General features: G+C 71.3%; 16 protein-coding genes, 1 tRNA gene, 1 pseudogene and 1 riboswitch. Of the genes and pseudogenes, 12 read left to right on the forward strand and 6 right to left on the reverse strand.

Annotation, left to right across the window (positions count from 1 at the left end):
- Positions 1–96 precede the first annotated feature (96 nt).
- Complete coding sequence (locus tag MMF93_RS12175; protein WP_242751339.1) at positions 97–1,506, forward strand: amidase; 1,410 nt, start codon at positions 97–99, stop codon at positions 1,504–1,506.
- 486 nt (positions 1,507–1,992) lie between these two features.
- Here MMF93_RS12175 and MMF93_RS12180 read toward each other — a convergent pair whose 3' ends face one another.
- Positions 1,993–2,514, reverse strand: a complete 522-nt coding sequence (locus MMF93_RS12180; RefSeq protein WP_242757501.1) for a DUF3830 family protein — start codon at positions 2,512–2,514, stop codon at positions 1,993–1,995.
- Between the two features lie 133 nt (positions 2,515–2,647).
- On the opposite strand from MMF93_RS12180, the gene ehuB reads away from it, so the two are divergent.
- The 5 genes from ehuB to MMF93_RS12205 all read left to right on the forward strand — a co-directional run bounded on the left by ehuB (position 2,648) and on the right by MMF93_RS12205 (position 6,787).
- Entirely contained in the window at positions 2,648–3,574 is a 927-nt protein-coding gene (gene ehuB, locus MMF93_RS12185) for an ectoine/hydroxyectoine ABC transporter substrate-binding protein EhuB (RefSeq protein WP_242751340.1), read from the forward strand.
- Positions 3,571–4,311 carry an ectoine/hydroxyectoine ABC transporter permease subunit EhuC gene (ehuC, locus tag MMF93_RS12190; RefSeq protein WP_242751341.1) on the forward strand — a complete coding sequence of 247 codons (741 nt, stop codon included), beginning with the start codon at positions 3,571–3,573 and terminating at the stop codon, positions 4,309–4,311. The genes ehuB and ehuC overlap by 4 nt, the downstream gene beginning before the upstream one ends.
- Positions 4,311–4,961, forward strand: coding sequence for an ectoine/hydroxyectoine ABC transporter permease subunit EhuD (gene ehuD / locus MMF93_RS12195; protein WP_114024495.1), 651 nt, complete (start codon positions 4,311–4,313; stop codon positions 4,959–4,961). Before ehuC ends, ehuD begins: the two co-directional genes overlap by 1 nt.
- The gene (gene ehuA / locus MMF93_RS12200; RefSeq protein WP_242751342.1) at positions 4,951–5,775 is read left to right on the forward strand and encodes an ectoine/hydroxyectoine ABC transporter ATP-binding protein EhuA; all 825 of its coding nucleotides are present in this window, start codon (positions 4,951–4,953) and stop codon (positions 5,773–5,775) included. Before ehuD ends, ehuA begins: the two co-directional genes overlap by 11 nt.
- A gap of 220 nt (positions 5,776–5,995) precedes the next feature.
- Positions 5,996–6,787: an IclR family transcriptional regulator gene (locus tag MMF93_RS12205; RefSeq protein ID WP_242751343.1), complete on the forward strand. Its 792-nt coding sequence runs from the start codon at positions 5,996–5,998 to the stop codon at positions 6,785–6,787.
- Positions 6,788–6,924: 137 nt separating this feature from the next.
- Here MMF93_RS12205 and MMF93_RS12210 read toward each other — a convergent pair.
- Both MMF93_RS12210 and MMF93_RS12215 read right to left on the reverse strand, forming a co-directional pair.
- Positions 6,925–6,998: transfer RNA gene (locus MMF93_RS12210), tRNA-Lys, on the reverse strand.
- A 129-nt stretch (positions 6,999–7,127) separates the two neighbouring features.
- Positions 7,128–8,138, reverse strand: a complete 1,011-nt coding sequence (locus MMF93_RS12215) for an ABC-2 transporter permease (protein ID WP_242751344.1) — start codon at positions 8,136–8,138, stop codon at positions 7,128–7,130.
- Positions 8,139–8,295: 157 nt separating this feature from the next.
- On the opposite strand from MMF93_RS12215, the gene MMF93_RS12220 reads away from it, so the two are divergent.
- The 4 genes and pseudogenes from MMF93_RS12220 to glxA all read left to right on the forward strand — a co-directional run bounded on the left by MMF93_RS12220 (position 8,296) and on the right by glxA (position 15,452).
- Complete coding sequence (locus MMF93_RS12220) at positions 8,296–9,423, forward strand: winged helix DNA-binding domain-containing protein (RefSeq protein WP_242751345.1); 1,128 nt, start codon at positions 8,296–8,298, stop codon at positions 9,421–9,423.
- Positions 9,424–9,469: 46 nt separating this feature from the next.
- Complete coding sequence (locus MMF93_RS12225) at positions 9,470–10,255, forward strand: FadR/GntR family transcriptional regulator (RefSeq protein WP_274709448.1); 786 nt, start codon at positions 9,470–9,472, stop codon at positions 10,253–10,255.
- A 251-nt stretch (positions 10,256–10,506) separates the two neighbouring features.
- Positions 10,507–12,384: pseudogene (locus MMF93_RS12230) on the forward strand (glycosyltransferase family 2 protein); the annotation flags it as partial.
- Between the two features lie 1,043 nt (positions 12,385–13,427).
- Complete coding sequence (gene glxA / locus MMF93_RS12235) at positions 13,428–15,452, forward strand: radical copper oxidase GlxA (protein ID WP_242751346.1); 2,025 nt, start codon at positions 13,428–13,430, stop codon at positions 15,450–15,452.
- A 46-nt stretch (positions 15,453–15,498) separates the two neighbouring features.
- Here glxA and MMF93_RS12240 read toward each other — a convergent pair whose 3' ends face one another.
- The gene (locus MMF93_RS12240; protein WP_242751347.1) at positions 15,499–16,587 is read right to left on the reverse strand and encodes a glycoside hydrolase family 6 protein; all 1,089 of its coding nucleotides are present in this window, start codon (positions 16,585–16,587) and stop codon (positions 15,499–15,501) included.
- 180 nt (positions 16,588–16,767) lie between these two features.
- A riboswitch (cobalamin riboswitch) is annotated at positions 16,768–16,892 on the forward strand.
- A gap of 33 nt (positions 16,893–16,925) precedes the next feature.
- Here MMF93_RS12240 and MMF93_RS12245 point away from each other — a divergent pair.
- A complete protein-coding gene (locus MMF93_RS12245) occupies positions 16,926–17,153 on the forward strand; it encodes a CbtB domain-containing protein (RefSeq protein ID WP_242751348.1) in 228 nt (75 codons plus the stop codon).
- Positions 17,154–17,175: 22 nt separating this feature from the next.
- Positions 17,176–17,949: a CbtA family protein gene (locus tag MMF93_RS12250; protein WP_242751349.1), complete on the forward strand. Its 774-nt coding sequence runs from the start codon at positions 17,176–17,178 to the stop codon at positions 17,947–17,949.
- A gap of 44 nt (positions 17,950–17,993) precedes the next feature.
- On the opposite strand, the gene MMF93_RS12255 is transcribed toward MMF93_RS12250, so the two are convergent.
- Both MMF93_RS12255 and MMF93_RS12260 read right to left on the reverse strand, forming a co-directional pair.
- Complete coding sequence (locus MMF93_RS12255) at positions 17,994–18,773, reverse strand: HAD-IIA family hydrolase (RefSeq protein ID WP_114024486.1); 780 nt, start codon at positions 18,771–18,773, stop codon at positions 17,994–17,996.
- A gap of 161 nt (positions 18,774–18,934) precedes the next feature.
- A complete protein-coding gene (locus MMF93_RS12260; RefSeq protein WP_242751350.1) occupies positions 18,935–20,011 on the reverse strand; it encodes a 2-aminoethylphosphonate ABC transporter substrate-binding protein in 1,077 nt (358 codons plus the stop codon).
- Positions 20,012–20,017: the final 6 nt, after the last annotated feature.

Here is a 20,017-nt window from a genome sequence, read left to right on the forward strand (position 1 = left end):
GGGGCCCGGCATCGGCGTTGTCGGGGCCCCGCCAGGCGGGGCCCCTCGGTTCGGGCGGCCCGTCGGGGGCCGCCCGGTCACTCGGGAGGTTTCGTCATGTCCGATCTCACCGCCCTGACCGCGACCCAGCTCGCGGCGGGCTACGAAACGGGGGACTTCTCCCCCGTCGAGGTCACCCGGGCGGCGCTGGAGAGCGCGGCGGAAACGCAGGAGCGGGTCAACGCCTTCGTCCGCATCGACCAGGAGGCCGCGCTGCGCCAGGCCGAGGAGTCGACGGACCGGTGGCGCCGCGGCGAGCCGCTGGGCCCCGTCGACGGGGTGCCGGTGACCGTCAAGGACATCCTGCTCCAGCGGGGCGGCCCCACCTGGAAGGGGTCACAGGCCGTGTCCGGCGAAGGGCCCTGGGACGAGGACTCGCCCTCGGTCGCCCGGCTGCGCGAGAACGGCGCCGTCTTCCTCGGCAAGACGACGACCCCCGAGTTCGGCTGGAAGGGCGTCACCGACAGCCCCCGCCACGGAGCGACCGGCAACCCGCACGCGCCCGACCGCACGGCAGGCGGCTCCAGCGGAGGCAGCGCGGCCGCCGTGGCGGCCGGCGCCGGGCCGCTCTCGCTCGGCACGGACGGCGGCGGATCCGTCCGCATCCCCGCCTCCTTCTGCGGCATCTTCGCGCTGAAACCCACCTACGGGCGGGTGCCGATCTACCCGGCGAGCGCCTTCGGCACCCTCGCGCACGTCGGCCCCATGACGCGGGACGCCGAAGACGCCGCGCTACTGATGGACATCATCAGCGCCCCGGACCCGCGCGACTGGTCCCACCTGGGCCCTGCGCCCCACAGCTTCCGCGGCGCCCTCGCGGCCGGCGCCGAGGGCGTACGAGGCCTGCGCGTCGCCTACTCGCCCGACTTCGGCGGCCGCGTCCGGGTGGCCCCCGACGTCGCGTCCGCCGTGCGCGGGGCCGTGGCGCTGCTCGAGGAACTCGGCGCGGTCGTGGAGGAGACCGACCCCTCCTTCGCCGACCCCATCGAGTCCTTCCACACCCTGTGGTTCAGCGGCGCCGCCCGCGTGACGCAACATTTCAGCCAAGATCAGCGGGCGGGGCTGGATCCGGGCCTGCGGGAGATCTGCGAGGACGGCGCGGCGCGCAGCGCGCTCGACTACCTGGCCGCCGTCGACGAGCGCATGGCGCTCGGCGCACGCATGGGCGCCTTCCACGAGCGGTACGACCTGCTGGTGACGCCCACCATGCCGCTGACCGCCTTCGCGGCGGGCGTCGAGGTGCCGGAGGGCTCCGGGATGCGGCGGTGGACGGAATGGACGCCGTTCTCCTACCCGTTCAACATGACGCAGCAACCTGCGGCGTCGGTGCCGTGCGGTGCGGATCGGGAGGGGTTGCCTGTGGGAGTGCAGCTTGTTGGGGCTCGGCACGCGGATGCTCTCGTGCTGGGTGCTGCGCACGCTCTGTTCGAGAGCGGCATCGCCTCGGAGGTCCCCTCCGCCTTGTGACCTCCCCGGGGCTGCGCCCCTGGCCCCCTCCATGGTCTTCCCCTTCTTCCGCTGAGGTGCCCTCGGCCGTGGTCGGGGGCTCCGCCCCCAGACCCCCGTGGCCTCGCCGGCCGGGCGTTGGGGCGGCTCCGCCCCCCAACGGCCCCCCGCTACGGGGGACTCCGTCCCCCCTAGGAGCCCCCTGGGGGAGAGCCAGTTCCCTCTTGAGTGAGACGGCTCAGCGCATGCGTTCTGCGGTGCTCTCTGGTGTGGGGGTCCAGGGGGCGGAGCCCCTTGGCGGGGGTTCCTAGGGGGGCGGAGCCCCCGTAGCGGGGGGCATTTGGGGGGCGGAGCCGCCCCAAAGCCTCCCCGGCGAGGGGCCGGGGGTCTGGGGGGCGGAGCCCCCCGGATAGAGAGCAGCCCTTCGGGGGTGGGCTGGCCCCACGGGAAAGGGGGAGGTCTGGGGGCCCGCCCCACGGGGGACATGGGGCGGAGCCCTAGGGAAGGTCAGGCTCGGCGGAAGTTTAGGCTTTCGCCGAGGGCCCCCGCGCGCCATAGGTCCTGACAGGCCTCGGCCATCTCATCGAGGCCTTCCACGATCTGCCCCCACACGATGCCGGGCACCCACCCCGCATCGCCGTTGATCAGCAGATTGTTGCGCTCATAGAACAGTGCGAGGTCGATGACGGTGTTGCGTCCCGCGTGCGCGGCCTCGTTCCCGCGCTGCTCGGCCGCGGCCTCGTAGCCGTAGGACGAGGTCGACAACTGGGTGTCCGTGAACGTGAAATAGCACAGGTCGCCCGGGATGGGCGTGATGGTGGGATTCTCCAGCGGCGGCTCCTGCGGAGCGAACGGGGGGATGAGCGCGTAGATCTCGTTGCGCGCGTACTTCGCGTGGTAGACGTCGCCGCCGAGCGGCAGCGCGTCCCACACGGCGGCGCAGGTGATCGGTGCGCGGTCGTCGAGCAGCTTTGCCGTGCAGCTGACTCCCCGCTTGTCCAACGACACTTCGATGAAGCGATCAGGCATCGTGCCTCCGCACCAGGTGAGCGTGTTGCGCAATGACGGGTCAATGGTGGCCCAGACATCGGGCATGTCGCGACCCCATCACAGGCTGGAAATGATCCGCATATCTTCATCCCGGTTGGGTAGCCGCGCGCCCATGGCTCCACCACAGAGGAACAACACCACTCGTGCCGGGAGACGTTTGAGCCGTCGGTCGCTGCTCGCAGGAGCGGCGTCCTTGGGTGCGGTGAGTGCGCTCGGGGCGACAACCGCATGCAGTCGGGTGTCCAGTGCGGACGCCAAGAACGGGGGGGATCTGCTGGAACGGCTGAAGGCCCAGGGCACGGTGAAGCTGGGCCTCGCCGGTGAACAGCCCTACAGCTACATCGACAAGCACGGCAAACTGACGGGGACCTCGCCCGCGATCGCGCGGATCATCTTCGAGCGGTTGGGCGTCGCGAAGGTCCAGCCGTTCCCGACCGAGTTCAACTCGCTGATCCCGGGGCTCAACTCGCAGCAGTTCGACGTGGTCGCGGCCGGCATGTACATCACGCCCACGCGGTGCGAGCAGGTGCTGTTCGCGGATCCCGAGTACGAGATGCGGGACGCGTTCATCGTGCGCAAGGGCAACCCGAAGAACCTCAACAGCTACGAGGACATCGCGAAGGCCGGCGCCAAGATGGCGACCGGCACCGGCTACGCCGAGATCGCCTACGCGGAGGAGGCGGGACTCAAGGAGTCGGAGATGCTCCTGCTGCCGGACCAGTTGGCCGGGCTGCTGGCCGTCGAGCAGGGCCGCGCGGACGTCTTCGCGGGGACGGCGGTGACCGTCCGCAACGTGGTCAGGCAGACCAAGAGCCGCAAGGCCGAGTACACCGAGGCGTTCACGCCGAAGCTGGACGGCAAGCCGGACCTGGGTACCGGCGCGTTCGCCTTCCGGCAGAACGAGACGACGCTGCGCGACGCCTTCAACCGTGAGCTGCACAAGATGAAGGAGAGCGGCGAACTCTTCCGCATCATGAAGCCGTTCGGCTTCGTGAAGCAGGAGATGACCACGATGACCGCGAAGGAGCGCTGCGCATGACGGACCTGACCTCGGGTTTGTGGGAGCTGCTCCTCCAGGGCGTGTGGGTGACCGTCCAGCTGACGGTCTTCAGCGCCGCGCTGGCCGCTTTCGTCGCCTTCGTGGTGGGTGTGGCCAGGACGAACAGGCTGTGGATCGTCCGGTTCGTCTCCGGCCTGTACATGGAGATATTCCGGGGCACGTCGGCCCTGGTCCTGATGTTCTGGATGTTCTTCGTGCTGCCGGTCGCCTTCGGCTGGCAGCTGGTGCCGATGTGGGCCGCGGTGCTCGCGCTCGGCCTGAGTTACGGCGCGTACGGGTCGGAGATCGTGCGCGGGGCGCTGGCCGCCGTCGCGCCCGCCCAGCAGGAGGCGGGCATCGCGCTCAGCTTCTCGCCCTGGCAGCGGCTGATGAAGATCTCGCTGCCGCAGGCGTGGCCGGAGATGATCCCGCCCGCCAACAACCTGCTGATCGAGCTGCTCAAGGGCACCGCGCTGGTGTCCGTACTGGGCGTCGGCGACATCACCTTCGGGGCTTCGCTGGTGCGCAACGCGCTCGGTGAGAGCGCTCCGGTCTACACGATCATCCTGGTCATGTACTTCATCCTGGCGTTCTTGCTGACGCGTGTGATGCGCGCGGTGGAGCGGAAGGCGAAGGCGGGCATCGGCCAGGCTCCGACGAAGAGCGAAGGCATGCGAAAGCCGGACATCGAGCAGGCGACCGCGGTGTCCCGCTCCAGCCAGGGAGGTGCGGCCTGATGCAGTGGGACTGGTCCGCTGTCGGTGACTTCATGCCGCGCTTTTGGGACGGCGTGCTCGTCACGCTGGAAGCGCTGGTGCTCGGCTCCCTGATCGCTTTCGCGCTCGGCCTGGTGTGGGCCATGGCGCAGCGTTCGCCGCTGAAGGCGGTGCGCTGGCCGGTGACGGCCGTCACCGAGTTCATCCGCAACACCCCGCTGCTGGTGCAGCTGTTCTTCCTCTTCTACGTGCTGCCCGAGTGGAGCGTCACCCTCTCGGCGCTGACCACCGGCATCATCGGGCTCGGCCTGCACTACTCGACGTACACGGCCGAGGTGTACCGCGCCGGCATCGACGGTGTGCCCGAGGGGCAGTGGGAGGCGTGCACGGCGCTGAGCATGCCGCGCGGCCGCACGTGGAGCGCCGTCATCCTGCCTCAGGCGATCCGCCGCGTGGTGCCCGCGCTGGGCAACTACGTCATCGCGATGCTGAAGGACTCGCCGCAGATCGCGGCGATCGGTGCGCTGGAGATGCTCGGCCAGGCGCGGCAGTTCACCGCGACCAGCTTCCAGCCGACCGAGCCGATCACGGTCATCGGCATCGCCTTCATCGTCATCGCCTACCCGGCATCCCTGCTTACGCGAGCCCTGGAGCGTCGTCTTGTCCGTTGAGAAAACCCCGAGCACCGCTGCGAACGAGGCCTCGAACCCGGCCGTCGACGGCAGCGAGCTGATCAGATTCGACAACGTCACCAAGCGCTACGGCAGCAACGTGGTGCTGGACAACCTCTGCTTCGACGTGGCGTCCGGCAAGCACGTCACGCTCATCGGCCCGTCGGGTTCCGGCAAGACGACGATCCTGCGGCTGCTGATGACCCTGGTGAAGCCCGAGGAGGGCACCATCAAGGTGGCGGGCGAGTACCTGTCGCACGAGGAGCGGAACGGCAAGCTGGTGCCCGCGGGGGAGAAGCACTCCCGCGAGGTGCGCAAGAAGATCGGCATGGTCTTCCAGCAGTTCAACCTCTTCCCCAACATGAAGGTGCTGCGCAACATCACCGAGGCGCCGGTGCACGTGCTGGGCATGGGCAAGGACGAGGCCGAGCAGCGGGCGCGTGAGCTGCTGGAGATGGTGGGTCTGACCGAGCACCTCGACAAGTACCCCACCCAGCTGTCCGGCGGTCAGCAGCAGCGGGTGGCGATCGCGCGGGCGCTGGCGATGCGGCCGCAGGTGCTCCTGCTGGACGAGGTCACCTCGGCGCTCGACCCGGAGCTGGTGGCCGGTGTGCTGGACGTGCTGCGGGACATCGCGCACTCCACGGACATCACCATGCTCTGCGTCACGCACGAGATGAACTTCGCGCGGGACATCTCCGACGACGTGTTGATGTTCGACGCGGGCCGGGTCATCGAGTCCGGGTCGCCGGAGAAGATCTTCAGCGACCCGGAGCACGAGCGGACCAGGGAGTTCCTCAGCGCCGTCCTGTGATCGGCACGGGTCGGCTGTCGCTCTCCCCCTGTGCGCCGAGGGGCGCACAGGGGGGCGCATTCAGGGGCGCATCCAGCCTTCTGGCATATGCCGATAGCAGCAACACCCCCGTCCTCCGACGGGGTTGACCGCTACCGTTGGACGTACAGCCGTACTGCCGTACCGCCGTGCCCCACGGACCGGAGACGGTGCGGACGGTCCACAACCCCAGGGGGACACCGTGGCGCTACTCCGACCGTCCTCAGACCCCTCCGAGGAGCCGGAGCGGGAGCCGGTCACGCCCTTCGGCTCGGTGCGCTACGCACTCCGGGTGCTGGAGTCGGCCGCCCGGCACCGGGACGGGGTGTGCGAGGAGACGCTCTCGCGGGAGGCCGAGCTGCCCCACGTACGCCTGGGCCACCTGCTGCGCATGCTGTGCCGCGAGGGCTATCTGTCCCGGCTGGAGGACGGCAGCTACGTCGTCGGCGAGGCGCTGGTGCTGCTCGGCTCGGGGGTGGAGCGCGCCAGGGCCCTGCGCGAGCGCCTGCAGAGCACGCTGGACGAGCTGCGGGACACGGTGGGCGCGGCCGTCTACTTCGGCCGGTACCAGGACGGCGAGCTGGAGAGCGCCCAGGTCGCCGACGGGCCCACGACACCCGCGGTCAACCAGTGGGTGGACTTCCGCTCGGCCGCGCACGCGACCGCGCTCGGCAAGTGCCTGCTCAGCCAGCTCGACCACGACCGGCGCGCCGACCACCTGGCCCGCCACAGGACGCCCCGGCTCACCTCCCGGACGATCACCGACAAGCGCCGGCTGCTGGACAGCCTGGACAGGCAGCCGCCGACGGTGCCGGTCCTCGACCTCCAGGAGTACGCGGTGGGCACCGTCTGCGCGGCGGTTCCCGTGACGGCGGGCTCCGCGGTGAGCTGTCTGGCGCTGTCACTGCCCGTCACCGAAGCGCACCGACTCCGCAGGGCGGCCGAGGTGCTGAGCGAGCGGGCCGCCCCGGTGATGCTGTCCCTGGCGCTGTGAGGCACGGCTCCTGCCACCCGACGCAAGCGCCTCACCTGCCGGAAAGCCGCCCGGCTCGCATCCCACGCCGCACCTGCTCGCCCGCACGCGAAAGACTGTGGCCCCCTTGGTGCTCAAGGGGGCCACAGTCTGTGAGGTGCGCCGTCAGGGACTCGAACCCCGGACCCGCTGATTAAGAGTCAGCTGCTCTAACCAACTGAGCTAACGGCGCCTGTCGGCCGTTCCCGGCCGACGACAGAAATACTACCCCCTTCACGGGGGTGCCCGTGACCACGACGGCGGGCCGCCGCGCTGCGCGACCGCCGCGTCACGCACGGTCGGAACGGGCCTTGGGCCGGTGTCAGATCGGCAGTGTCAGCCCCGGCTCCCGGCGGCGCACGGACCCCGCCAGCAGCAGTACCGTGCCCGCCAGCGCCCAGACGGCCAGCACCAGCAGCGGGGTGCCCAGGGCGTTCCCCGAGAAGTAGACGATGTTGCGCACGGCCGTGGTGCCGGCGCCGGTGGGGATCCAGTCGCCGATGGCCCGCCAGAACGCGGGCACGAGGTGCTTCTGGAAGGCGCCGCCCGCGCTGGGATTGCCCAGGACGACGAAGATGAGCACGGCGAGGCCGATACCGACGATCCCGCAGAAGGCCTCCAGCGCCATCGTGCAGGCCGCCGTGGCGAAGACCAGCAGCGCCCCCAGCCACCACAGCGCCACGAAGTGGTGCGGCAGCGCGTGCAACACGGGGTCGACGATGATCGCACCCCCGAGCCCGGACAGCACGGAGTAGACGGCCACCCCCGCGAGCCGCAGCGCGCCGGCACCCGGCCGGGCCGGACGGGTGCCGGCGACCACGCCCAGCAGCGAGGCCAGCAGGTAGCCGCCCACCAGCCAGCCGACGATCAGATAGAAGGCGGTCAGGCTCTCGTAGTCGCGGTCACCCGAAGGTGCGATGTCGACGACCTTCAGCCGCCGGTCCCCTCCGGCGGCCACCTTCTCCCCGACGCGACGCAGCGCCTGGGCCTGCGGGCCGCCCGCGGCGGAGGCGATCAGCAGGGTGTCCTGGCCGCCGCGCTGATCCATGACGAAGGCACCCTCGGCGTCCCGCTGCTCGATGCGCTCCCGCGCCGCCTGCTCGTCCTCGACGACCGTGGGCTCCAGGGGGTGCCCCGGCAGGCCGTCGAGCCGGTCGGCGGCCTGCTGCGGCGCCACGACGGCGACCGGGATGCCCTGCGGGTCCGGGTGGTGGAAGGACCCGATGTAGGAGAGCAGGAAGCCCAGTTGGACGAGGAACACACCGACGACGAGCGCGAGCGTGCCGGGAGTGAACGCGCCGCGGGCTCCGGCGCCGGAAGTGGCGTTGTGCATGGACCCGTTTCCTTGGAGGCTTCCGTTTTCGGTATCACTGCGAGTGATTTCCCATCCATACCGCATCACCCGCTTCCTTACCGCCTGTTGGCTCCCCGGGCGCGCCGTGTGGCGCCGGCGCATGGCGAAGTCCCCGGCCATGGGCGAGACTCCTGCCATGCCCGCAGTCCTGACGCGCCCGGCGCTCAGCCGCGCCCTGCTCGCCCGCCAGTTCCTCATCGAGCGCGCCCGGATGCCCGTCCTGGACGCCCTCGAACACCTGGTGGGTCTCCAGGCCCAGGCGCCGATGCCGCCGTACTTCGCACTGTGGAGCAGGCTGGCGGGGTTCGACCCCGGCGAGCTGGCGCGCCTGCTGACGGACCGCGACGCGGTCAGGATGACCGTGATGCGCGGCACCATCCACCTCGTCAGCGCCCGCGACGCCCTCCAGATGCGCGCCCTGACCAGGGTCGTGACGGAACGAGTCCTGCGCACCAACTACGCCAAAGCGCTGGGCGAGACGGACGTGTGGCAGGTGGCGCAGGCCGCCCGCGACCTGCTCGCCGAGGGGCCGATGACCGGCAGCGCGCTGGGCGAACGCCTGCGGGAGCGGTGGCCCGGCGTGGAGGCGCGGGCGCTGTCGATGGCGGCCCGCTGCCTGCTGCCGCTCGTGCAGGTGCCTCCGCGCGGGCTGTGGGGGCGCTCGGGGCAGCCGCTGCTGGAAACGGTGGAGTCCTGGCTGGGCCGCCCTGTGCCGGCCGAACCGTGCGTGGAGACGATGGTGCTGCGCTATCTGGGCGCCTTCGGCCCCGCCTCGGTGCGGGACGCCCAGACCTGGTCGGGGCTCACCCGGCTGGGCGAGGTGGTGGAGCGGCTGCGCCCGCAGCTGCGGGTCTTCGCCGACGAGGCGGGACGCGAGCTGTTCGACCTGCCCGAGGCGCCGCGCCCGCACGCCGAACTGCCCGTACCCGTGCGCTTCCTGGCCGAGTACGACAATCTCATCCTCTCGCACGCCGACCGCTCCCGCCTGATGGACGAGCCGGTGCGCCGCGCGCTGGCCACCCGCAACGGGCAGGTACCCGGCACCTTTTTGGTGGACGGCCGGGTGCGCGGCACGTGGAAGGCGGACACGGGGCGCGGTCCTGCGCGCCTGACCCTGACGCCGTTCGAGCGGTTGGCCAACGAGGCGGAGCAGGCGCTGGCCGAGGAGGGAGAGCGCCTGCTGGAGTTCGCGGCGAACGGACCGGAAGGGCCTCGCCAGGTGACCTTCGCCGCACCCTCGTCCGCCGCACCCCGCGTAGGCTGACGCCGCCCGCGTAGGCTCTCACCAGGCGGGTGAAGGAGGCCGGAAGATGCGCAGCGGGGGAAGGCTCGGCCGGATCCAGGAGCGGATCAAGAGGCTGATCATCGAGGAGCGGATGCCGCCGGGCGCGGCGATGCCGACGGAGTCGGAGCTGATGGAGCGGCTCGATGTGAGCCGCAACTCCGTGCGCGAGGCGCTCAAGGCGCTCCAGGCGATGGGCATCGTGGAGATCCGGCACGGTTTCGGCACGTACGTCGGCGCGATGTCCATGGCGCCGATGACCGAACAGCTCTCCTTCCGTACCGTCGCAGGACACTACCGCGGTGAGAGCAGCCTGCTGCAACTGCTGGAGCTGCGCGAGGCGGTGGAGACGGGGCTGATGGCCCGGCTGGTCGCCGAGTACGGGGGCGCGTCCGGCGCGGGCGAGGAGCGGCTGGCCGCCTTGGAGGCGCTCGTCGCACGGATGCGCGAGGAGGCGCGCGCGGGCGCTGTGCGCGCCGAGACGGACCGCGCCTTCCACTCGGCGCTCTACGCGGGGCTCGGCAACGCGCTGCTGAGCGAGGTGCTGGACGCGTTCTGGGACGCGTTCCACCGCGTGCGCACGGACCTGGCCGAGCCGCGCGCCGATCCGGTGGAGACCTGGCGGCAGCACGCGGAGATCCTGGCGGCGGTCCGCTCCGGTGACATGCGGCGCGCGGAAGAGGCCGTGCGTGACCACTTCGGCAACATTCGTGAACGGCTCCGCGCTTCCCCGCCGGAACCCACCACGCACCGGCCACGTTTCGATGACTCATCCGTCACATCTGTCGCCGCCATAACGCCACAACAGGGCTGAACCGCCCCTACCGGCCTTGCGTTCATGTGACGAGTCCGACAACCTGACGGGCGGTTACCGATCAGTCCTGCCGTGCTTGGGGGAGCGCGAAACGGCTGGCACACACGATCGAACGACCGCAGGGGAACCGCGAAACGGCCCGCACCCGTCTCCCGCGCACGGCGGCCGAAGTCTGCCGCGCCCGGGCCGAGGGGGCAGAACACGGGCCAGCACGAGGCACGCAGCGCGCTGCGTGCGGGGGGAAGGTCTCAATGACGACGCCGCCGACGGGTGCCCGGCAGCCGGTCTCGAACCCGCAGGAGAACCAGGACCCGACCCGGACGGCGAAGCTGCGCATACCGAGACCCCCCAGAACCCCCTCGCCGCACCCCTGGGAGCGCGCCGCGCCCCGCTACGACTACGAGCACTACAGCAGGCTCGCGGGCCCGCTCACCCGCCCCGAGCCCGGCACGCCCTACCGCGTGGCCTACCGCAGCCTGCTCGCGGACGAACCGCACCGGCTGCGCGCCGGCTTCCTGCTGTGCCTGGCCCCACTGCTGTCCGCCGGGCTGCTGGTGTGGCTGATGCAGCCCGCCCACTGGACGGAACGCGACGCCGGCGAGGTCTCCGACCTGGTGCTCAAGCTCGACGTCGTCATGCTCGTCTCCATCGGGCTGATCGAGCTGTTCCGCACGCTGAACGTCATATCCAACGCGCACGCCACCCTGGTGGCCCGCGACCCGATACCCGTGGTGCCCGAGGCCGGCACCCGCGTCGCCTTCCTCACCTCGTTCGTGCCCGGCAAGGAGCCGATCGGGATGGTCACCAAGACCCTGGAGGCGGCCGTACGGGTACGGCACCGCGGCACCGTGCACGTGTGGCTGCTCGACGAGGGCGACGACCCCGAGGTCAAGGAGGTCTGCCGCCGCCTGGGGGTGCACCACTTCTCCCGCAAGGGCGTCGCCCAGTGGAACACCCGGAAGGGCGCCTTCCGCGCCAGGACCAAGCACGGCAACTACAACGCGTGGCTCGACGCGCACGGCGACTCCTACGACTTCTTCGCCGGCGTCGACACCGACCACGTGCCGCTGGCCAACTACCTGGAGCGGATGCTCGGATACTTCCGCGACCCGGACGTCGGCTTCGTCATCGGCCCCCAGGTCTACGGCAACTACGACAACTTCGTCACCAAGGCCGCCGAGTCCCAGCAGTTCCTCTTCCACGCCCTCATCCAGCGCGCCGGCAACGCCTACGACGCGCCCATGTTCGTCGGCACCAGCAACGCCGTACGCATCTCGGCGCTCAAGTCCATCGGCGGCCTCTACGACTCCATCACCGAGGACATGGCCACCGGCTTCGAGATGCACCGCCACCGCAACCCCGCCACCGGCAACAAGTGGCGCTCCGTCTACACCCCCGACGTCCTGGCCGTCGGTGAGGGACCCAACGCCTGGACGGACTTCTTCACCCAGCAACTGCGGTGGTCCCGCGGCACCTACGAGACGATCCTGGGCCAGTACTGGCGCGGCTTCGGCTCCATGCCGCTGGGCAAGCTGTTCAACTACACGATGCTGATGATCTTCTACCCGATCTCGGCGCTCAACTGGATCCTCGCCGCCCTCTCCTGCGCCCTCTTCCTCGGCATGGGCGCCTCCGGCGTACAGATCGACCCGACGGTGTGGATGGCGCTGTACGGCAACGCGACCGCACTCCAGATCGGCCTCTACATCTGGAACCGGCGGCACAACGTCTCCCCGCACGAACCCGAGGGCTCCGGCGGACTCGCCGGCATGCTGATGTCCGCGCTCTCGGCGCCCGTCTACGCGCGCTCCCTCTTCGATACGGTCCTCCGCCGCAAGAGCAAGTTCGTCGTCACCCCCAAGGGCAACTCGGCCAGCCCCGACACCCTCTTCGGCACGTTCCGCATCCATCTGTTCTTCATCGCCGTCTTCGGCGGCTCCCTCGTCGGCTCCCTCTTCCTGGGCCACGACCACCCCGCGATGCTCACCTGGGCCGGGCTCGCGCTGCTCATCACGGCGGCCCCGATCATCGGCTGGGCCGCCACCGTCCGCGCCGAGAAGCGCCGCAGGGCGCGGAGCCGCCCCCAGGGCGGCCGGCAGGACGACGCCACCGGGCACGCGGACGCGCCGGGTGCGCCCGTTGTCGCCGGGTACGCGGACACGCAGGGTGCTCCCGTCGCCGCCGCCGGCCACGCCGGAGCGCCGGGTCCGCCCGTAGTCGCCGCCGGGCACACGGGTGCGCCGGGGGCTCCCGCCGCCGGGCACGGCAAGGCGCAGGGTGCCCACGGAGCCGCCACCGGGCACGGCAAGGCGCAGGATGGTGCGCCCGTTGTCGCCGCTGGGCACGCCGGAGCGCCGGGTCCGCCCGCCGCTGGGCACGGCAAGGCGCCGGGTGCACCCGTTGTCGCCGAGCACGCCGATGCGCCGGGTGCGCCCGCTGCCGCCGCCGGGCACGCCGAAGCACAAGGTGCACCCGTTGTCGCCACCGGGCACGCCGAAGCGCAGGGTCCGCCCGCCGCCGGGCACGGCAAGGCGCAGGGTGCTCCCGGTGCAGGCGCGCTGGGTGAGGCCGCGCCGCCGTTTCCCGCCGCAGCGGCACCCGCCGGCGCGCCGCACGGGGCCCTCGCCGGGCACGACGAGGGCCTCCCCGGCACGGGGCGCCGCGGCCTTCCGCAGCCCGCCGCGCCCTCCGCCGGGGCGGCACCGGCCGGCCCCGGCCAGTGGGCGCCGGGAACGGGCCGCAGGCGGCGTCAGCCGACGGTCCCCGAGGCCCCCGGGCCCTGGGGCGCCGCGGACGCCGGCACGGCTCCCGCGCACGGGCGCCTCCCGGAGCGGGACACCCGCCCAGCTGCCGCCCACGGCGATCCGGGCCCGAACGGGCACCTCACGGATGCCGACGCCCACCGGGCCGCCACCCACGGGGGCAACGGGCCGGGCGGACACAGGGCCGCGGCCCGGACGTATCCCGGTACGGGCGAAGGCTGGGCCGACGGCCCCTCTCCGAGCAGCGGGGCGGGCGCGCGAAGCGGGCCCGCCCCGGCGGCGCCGTCGCCCGCGTCCCCGCCCCCGCCCCCGCCGTGGGGCGAACCGCCCCACGGCGGTCCGCACGGGTGAGCGAACCCGCCGCCCTCCTTTGAACAGCACGCGCCGATCGCCCTTAGGGGACCCGAACCATGACCTCCCGCTCGACCCGCCGCCAGGCCAGACGCCGTTCCAAGAACCGCCGCGTCAAGCGCATCGCGATCGGTACCGCGGTCGTCGTCGCCATCGCCGGATTCAACGGCCCCGCGCTCTACGGCTTCGCGTCGGCGAAGTACCACGACTACGAGATCAACCGGTCCGAGTACAAGGCGGCCAAGGGCCACTGGCAGATCGTCGACGTTCCCGAGAAGTACCGCATCAACACCATCCACGCCGCGCTGCTGAACACCGGCAAGGTGCTGCTGGTGGCGGGCTCGGGCAACGACGCGAAGAACTTCGCCGCCAAGAGCTTCCGCACCGTGCTGTGGGACCCGGCCAAGAACACCTTCAAGAACATCCCCACCCCCAACGACCTGTTCTGCTCCGGGCACAACCAGCTTCCGGACGGCAAACTGCTGGTCGCGGGCGGCACCCAGCGGTACGAGACGCTCAAGGGTGATGTGCAGAAGGCCGGCGGGCTGATGCTCCTCTACAACGAGAATCCCGACCGCGCCAAGATGATCGAGAAGGGCACCCGCTTCACCGGCCGCGGGAACGGCAAGACCTTCGTCTCCCAGAAGGCCGTCAACCTGCCGCCCGCGAAGAAGGTGAAGGACCCGGACACCGGCGAGGTCGGCACCGAGGCCAGCGTCACGCGCGTCTACGCCGAGGCCGAGAAGGAGGGCCGCGAGTACCAGACGGGCACGCAGGACAAGTACACGGTCAGCGGCCTGACGGGCTCCTGGAAGCGGAACGTGTACGGCATCGCGCAGAAGATGTCCTTCGACAAGAAGGACTTCCAGGGCATCAAGGACGCCTACGAGTTCGACCCGGTGGCCGAGCGCTACCTGACCGTCGACCCGATGCACGAGGCCCGCTGGTACCCCACCCAGGTCACGCTCCAGGACGGCCGGGTACTGACCGTCTCAGGACTCGACGACATCGGGCAGGTCGTCCCCGGCAAGAACGAGGTCTTCGACCCGAAGACGAAGAAGTGGCACTACCTGCCCGACACCCGCTTCTTCCCCACCTACCCCGGGCTGCACCTGATCGGCGAGAACCGCCTCTTCTACAGCGGTACGACGGCCGGCTACGGGCCCGCGGACAAGGGCCGCGAGCCCGGCATCTGGAACATCGAGACCAACGAGTTCACCGAGATCCCCGGCATGAGCGACCCCGACGTGCTGGAGACGGCGATGTCCGTGCCGCTGCCGCCCACCCAGTCGCGGAAGTTCATGGTGCAGGGCGGTGGCGGTGTCGGCGAGTCCCCCACGTCGACTTCCAAGACCCGCATCGTCGACCTCAAGGACGAGAAGCCCCGCTTCCGTGACGGCCCCGACCTCTACGACAAGGTCCGCTACCCCAGCAGCGTCATCCTGCCCGACGACACGGTGCTGACCACCAACGGCTCGGGCCAGTACCGCGGCAAGAGCGACAGCAACGTGCTCAAGGCCGCGCTCTACGACCCGAAGGCCAACGCGTACGAGGAGGCCGCCGCGCCCCTCGTCGGCCGCAACTACCACTCGGGCGGCCTGCTGCTGCCGGATGGCCGCGTGATGACCTTCGGTTCCGACTCGCTCTACGCCGACAAGGCCAACACCAAGCCGGGCCAGTTCGACCAGCGCATCGAGATCTACACGCCCCCCTACCTGCACAAGGGCAAGAAGCAGCCCGACCTCGGGGACGTCGGGGGCAGCCGCAGAACGGTGGAGGTCGGCGACCGCGTCTCCTTCCGGAGCGAGGACGCCGACTCGCTCAGCAAGCTCCGCCTCGTGCGGCCCGGGTCGTTCACGCACGTGACGAACGTGGAGCAGTCGTCGGTCGCGCTGAAGATGACCAGGTCGGGCGACGGCAAGGTGACGACGACCATCCCCGACGATCCGTCTCTGGTCACCCCGGGATGGTGGATGGTCTTCGCCGTGGACGACGACGGGATCCCCTCCAAGGCGCGCTGGATCAAGGTGGAAGTGGACCCGACCGCCGCGCACGCCACGGTCACAGGCCAGGATCCGGAGTAGGCGGCGCGGCCTCCCTGGGTCAGTCCCTGGCGTTGCGGGCCAGCGGTCACTCCTTGGCGTTGCGGGCCAGCTGGAGGGCGTAGGCCGGCCACCACCGGCCGGCCGCGGGCCCGCCCTTGCACTCGCCGTCGGACTCGCCCGGGCGCTTGATCCACAGGTAGGCGTCCACCAGCTCATGGCCCGTCTTGACCGTCGGCGCCTCGCCCAGGGCGCGGCCCGGCGGGTTGCACCACGCCTCCTCGTCCGCGTGCGCGCCCTCCAGTGGTCCGTTGCCGTTGCGGCTGGTGTCGATGACGAAGGGCTTGTTGCCGACCTTGGGGGACAGCTGCTTGCCGTAGGCGATGTTCGAGGCCGTCGTCTGGTAGTTGGACACGTTCAGCGAGAAGCCGTCGGCCTCGGCGATGCCCGCCCGGTTCAGCGGCTCGACGAGGGCGCCGGCGTCGCGTATCCAGTCGGGGTTGCCCGCGTCGAGGTAGACCGTGGTGCCGGGCAGGCGCTTGAGGGCGGTGACGGCCTCGGCCAGCAGCCGGTAGCGCTCGTCGTGGAACGCGGCCGGGGTGCAGCCCTCGGCCACCACGTGGGCGAGGGCGTCCGGTTCGACGATCACCGTGGCGGCTCTGTCACCGATGCCGGCGACGACGGCGTCCAGCCACGTGCGGTAGGCCGCCGCGTCCTTCGCGCCGCCCTTGCTGTACTGCCCGCAGTCGCGGTGGGGCACGTTGTAGAGGACGAGCAGCGCGCCGCGGTCCGCCTCGGCGGCGGCCTTGGTGACCCGTTCGGTCTGGCGGCGCGGCTCTTCGGTGCCGATCCACTCCGCCACCGGCTGCGCGGCGATCTTCTTCATCCCGGCGGCCTCGGCCGCCTTCCCGTCCCGCTCGTAGGCGGCGGCCTGGCGTGCGGCGTTCGACTCCGGGTCCACCCAGTAGGGCGCCTGGGACCTGGGGCGCTGCTCGATGGTGGGCGAGGGCTTCGAGGAGCCGGAGTCGCCGCCGCGCCCGTCGCTGGAGGAGCAGCCCGCCAGCAGCAGTGCCGCGCCGGCGAGCGCAGCGGCCACTGCCCGCGCACCGCGCCGGGTGGCGGCGCCACGCCGGACGCGCGTCCCACGCGGCGGCCGGCGACCGTGACTGCCGTACATCCACTCCCCCTTGGTCCCCCGGTTCGTCGCCTCATCGTGCCACAGGGGTCACCGCCCGCAGTTGGCCTGTGGATAACTCAACAGCCGGGCAGGAACCGCTGGTTGCCCGCACGGTCGCCACGGGGTGTGACGGAGCCCTTATTGACAGTGCACATGCGGGCTGGGAGCCTCCTGAGCGGCAAAACTACCGAGGCGACAGTGCGCAGGAACCCGGTGCGACTCCGGGACGGTCCCGCCACTGTGTCCGTACGCGGCGAAGCGCGCCCGTACGGGAGTCAGGAACTGACCTGTCGCCTGACCACCGATGGGGCGTGGAAACCCCAGAAGGAGGCATGCGGATGTCCCCGCACACCGTCGGCACGGCCACCGCGCCCGAGGCCGCCGCCGCGCACCCGGCGACGGTCAGGACCCGGGACTGGCTCATCGTGGCCGCCGCCGCGATCGTCGCACTGCTCGCGCTCTACGCCGTCTTCGTCGACAACGGCAACCTCGTCTCGGCCACCGGCTCGTACCTGCACGAGTTCTCCCACGACGGCCGCCATCTGTTCGGCGCCCCCTGCCACTGACGAGACGGGGGTACCGCTTCTCATGTCCGTCTCCGCTCAGACGACTCCCTATCCCCTGCTGCCCCTGCTCGGCCGCGGCCTCGCGGCCGGCGGGCTCGCCGGGCTCGCCTCGGGGCTGTTCTCCCTCGTGCTGGCCGAACCGCTGATGGACCGCGCGATCCGGCTGGAGGAGCAGCGCTCGGCCACCGAGGCCGCCGGGCACGCGGGCCACGCCCACTCCCACGCCGGCGAGGCGGAGGAGCTCTTCAGCCGGGGCACCCAGCACCTGGGGCTCCTGGTGACCGCCGTGGTGGCGGGGCTGGCGATCGGCGTGTTCTTCACGGTCGCCTACGCGCTCGTCCACCGGGCCGCGCCCCCGGGCGACGGCCGCGGCTGGCAGCGCTCCATGGGGGTGGCGGGGGCCGGGTTGCTCGCCCTGTCTCTGCTGCCCGCGCTCCGCTACCCGGCCAACCCGCCGGGGGTGGGCGACGGCGGCACCGTCACCGAACGGCAGGCGCTGTGGCTGGCCGCGCTCGTCATCGGCGTGCTCGGCATGGTGCTCGCCCACCAGGTGCACCTGCGGCTCGGCCGCTCGGGACGGGGGCTGCCCGTGCGCCAGTCGGCGGCGGCCGCCGCGGTGGTCGCCACCTTGGCCGCGCTCTTCCTGCTGCCGGACAACCCCGACGCCGTACCGGTGCCGGCCACCCTGCTGTGGGACTTCCGCGTGCTGTCGCTGGGCGCGCATCTGGTGCTGTGGGGTGTTCTCGGCGCCCTGTTCGCGGCCCCGCTGCCCCGGCGGCGCCCGGGCAGCGTGTGACGGACCGGCGGGGCACCGCTCGCCCCGTGGTGCCCCGCCGGTTCTCAGACCCGCTCGACCAGGTCCGCGATCGAGTTGACGACGCTGGAGGCCCGGAACGGGTACCGCTCGATCTCGTCGGGCCGGGTCAGCCCCGTCAGCACGAGGAAGGTCTCCAGGCCCGCCTCCATGCCGGCGCGGACGTCGGTGTCCATGCGGTCGCCGATCATGGCGCTGGTCTCAGAGTGGGCACCGATCGCGTTGAGCCCGGCCCGCATCATCAGCGGGTTGGGCTTGCCGACGAAGTAGGGGTGCGCTCCCGTCGCCTTGGTGATGAGCGCGGCCACGGATCCGGTGGCGGGCAGTGCGCCCTCCGCCGAGGGGCCGGTCTCGTCGGGGTTGGTGGCGATGAACCGCGCCCCGTCGTTGATCAGCCGGATGGCGCGGGTGAGGGCCTCGAAGCTGTAGGTGCGGGTCTCCCCCAGTACCACGTAGTCGGGGTCGGCGTCGGAGAGCACGTACCCGATGTCGTGCAGCGCCGTGGTCAGCCCGGCCTCTCCTATCACGTAGGCGGTGCCGCCGGGCCGCTGGTCGTCGAGGAACTGCGCGGTGGCCAGTGCCGAGGTCCAGATGTTCTCCGTCGGCACGTCGAGGCCGATGCGGGCCAGCCGCGCGTGCAGGTCCCTCGGGGTGTACATCGAGTTGTTGGTGAGCACCAGGAACGGACGCCCCGACTCCTTGAGCCGCTTGATGAAGGAGTCGGCGCCGGGGACCGGGATCCCCTCGTGCATCAGCACACCGTCCATGTCGGTGAGCCAGGACTCGATGGGCTTGCGCTCTGCCACGGGTGGGCTCCTGCCGGGTCGTGGTGGTCAGGGCGGCGGTGTGGGACGTACCACGGTGTACGGGAACCGGCCGCCGCGCTCAGCGTAACCGCAGCGGCCGGTGCAGGTCAGCCGTGACCTTCACGCGGTGGTCAGGGGCGCTGTGGCGGCGCGGCTCGCCGTCAGCTGCCGGTGGCCCGCTTCCAGCCGGAGAGGTAGGAGTCGAGGTCGCCTGCCACCTCCTCCCAGTCCGGGCGGAAGACCTCGACCCCCTTCATCAGCGCTGCCAGCTCCTCGGCCTGGTCGTCCCGCGCCTCGATGTCGTCGCGCACGGTGAAGCCGCCGCCGACGGAGGAGACCTCGCGCTGGGGCCGCTCGCCGAGGAGGAAGTCCAGCAGCTTCTCGCCGTTCTCCGTGTGCGGGCCGCCCTTGACCAGGCCCGCCGTGTAGGGCAACGCGAACGTGGTGGGCTTGGCGCCCTTCTTCGCGGCGGGGAAGAAGATGCCGAGGTGCGGCATGGTCTCGGCCTGCGCGTAGTTCATCTGCACGTCGCCGTTGGCGACCAGCAGCTCCCCCTTGTCCACTTTCGGGGCGAGCTTGCTGGTCGAGGAGGAGGGGCCGACGTTGTTCTTCTGGAGCGCGCCCAGGTAGTCCATCGCCCGCTTCCGGTCGCCGAAGTCGTGGATCGCCTTGATGAGCAGCGCCGTCCCGTCACCGGCCACGCCCGGTGTCGAGTACTGCAGCTTGCCCTCGTATTTCTTCGACAGCAGCTCGTCCCAGGTCTCGGGCGGCTTCGGCAGCTTCTCGGTGTTGTGGATGAACCCGAAGTAGTTGTTGACCAGGGGCGTGTAGTGGCCGTCGGCAGGGCGCTCCGACTCGGGGATGTGCGCGGCGCCCTCGGGCGCGTACCCGCGCAGCAGGCCCTTGCTGTCGGCCTGCTGGATGAACGGGGGGAGGGTGACCAGGACGTCCGCCTGGGTGTTGTTCTTCTCCCGTTCGGTGCGCTGCACCATCTCGCCGGAGCCGCCCTCGACGTACTTGACCGTGATACCGGTCTCGCGCTCGAACGCCTCGAACTGCTCGTCGTACCAGCCGTTGCCCCTCTCGCCCTTGAGGCCGTCGGCGCTGTAGACGGTGACGACCTTGTCGTCGCCCGCTGCGGCCGACCCCGTGCCCCCGCAACCGGAGAGCGTCAGCGCGGTCAGCGGCAGCACGAGCACCGCCGGGGCGTACCGGGACAAGCGGATGTGCGGGGACATGGGCAT

It is taken from the genome of Streptomyces tubbatahanensis (assembly GCF_022699385.1).
Classification (GTDB): Bacteria; Actinomycetota; Actinomycetes; order Streptomycetales; family Streptomycetaceae; genus Streptomyces; species Streptomyces diacarni.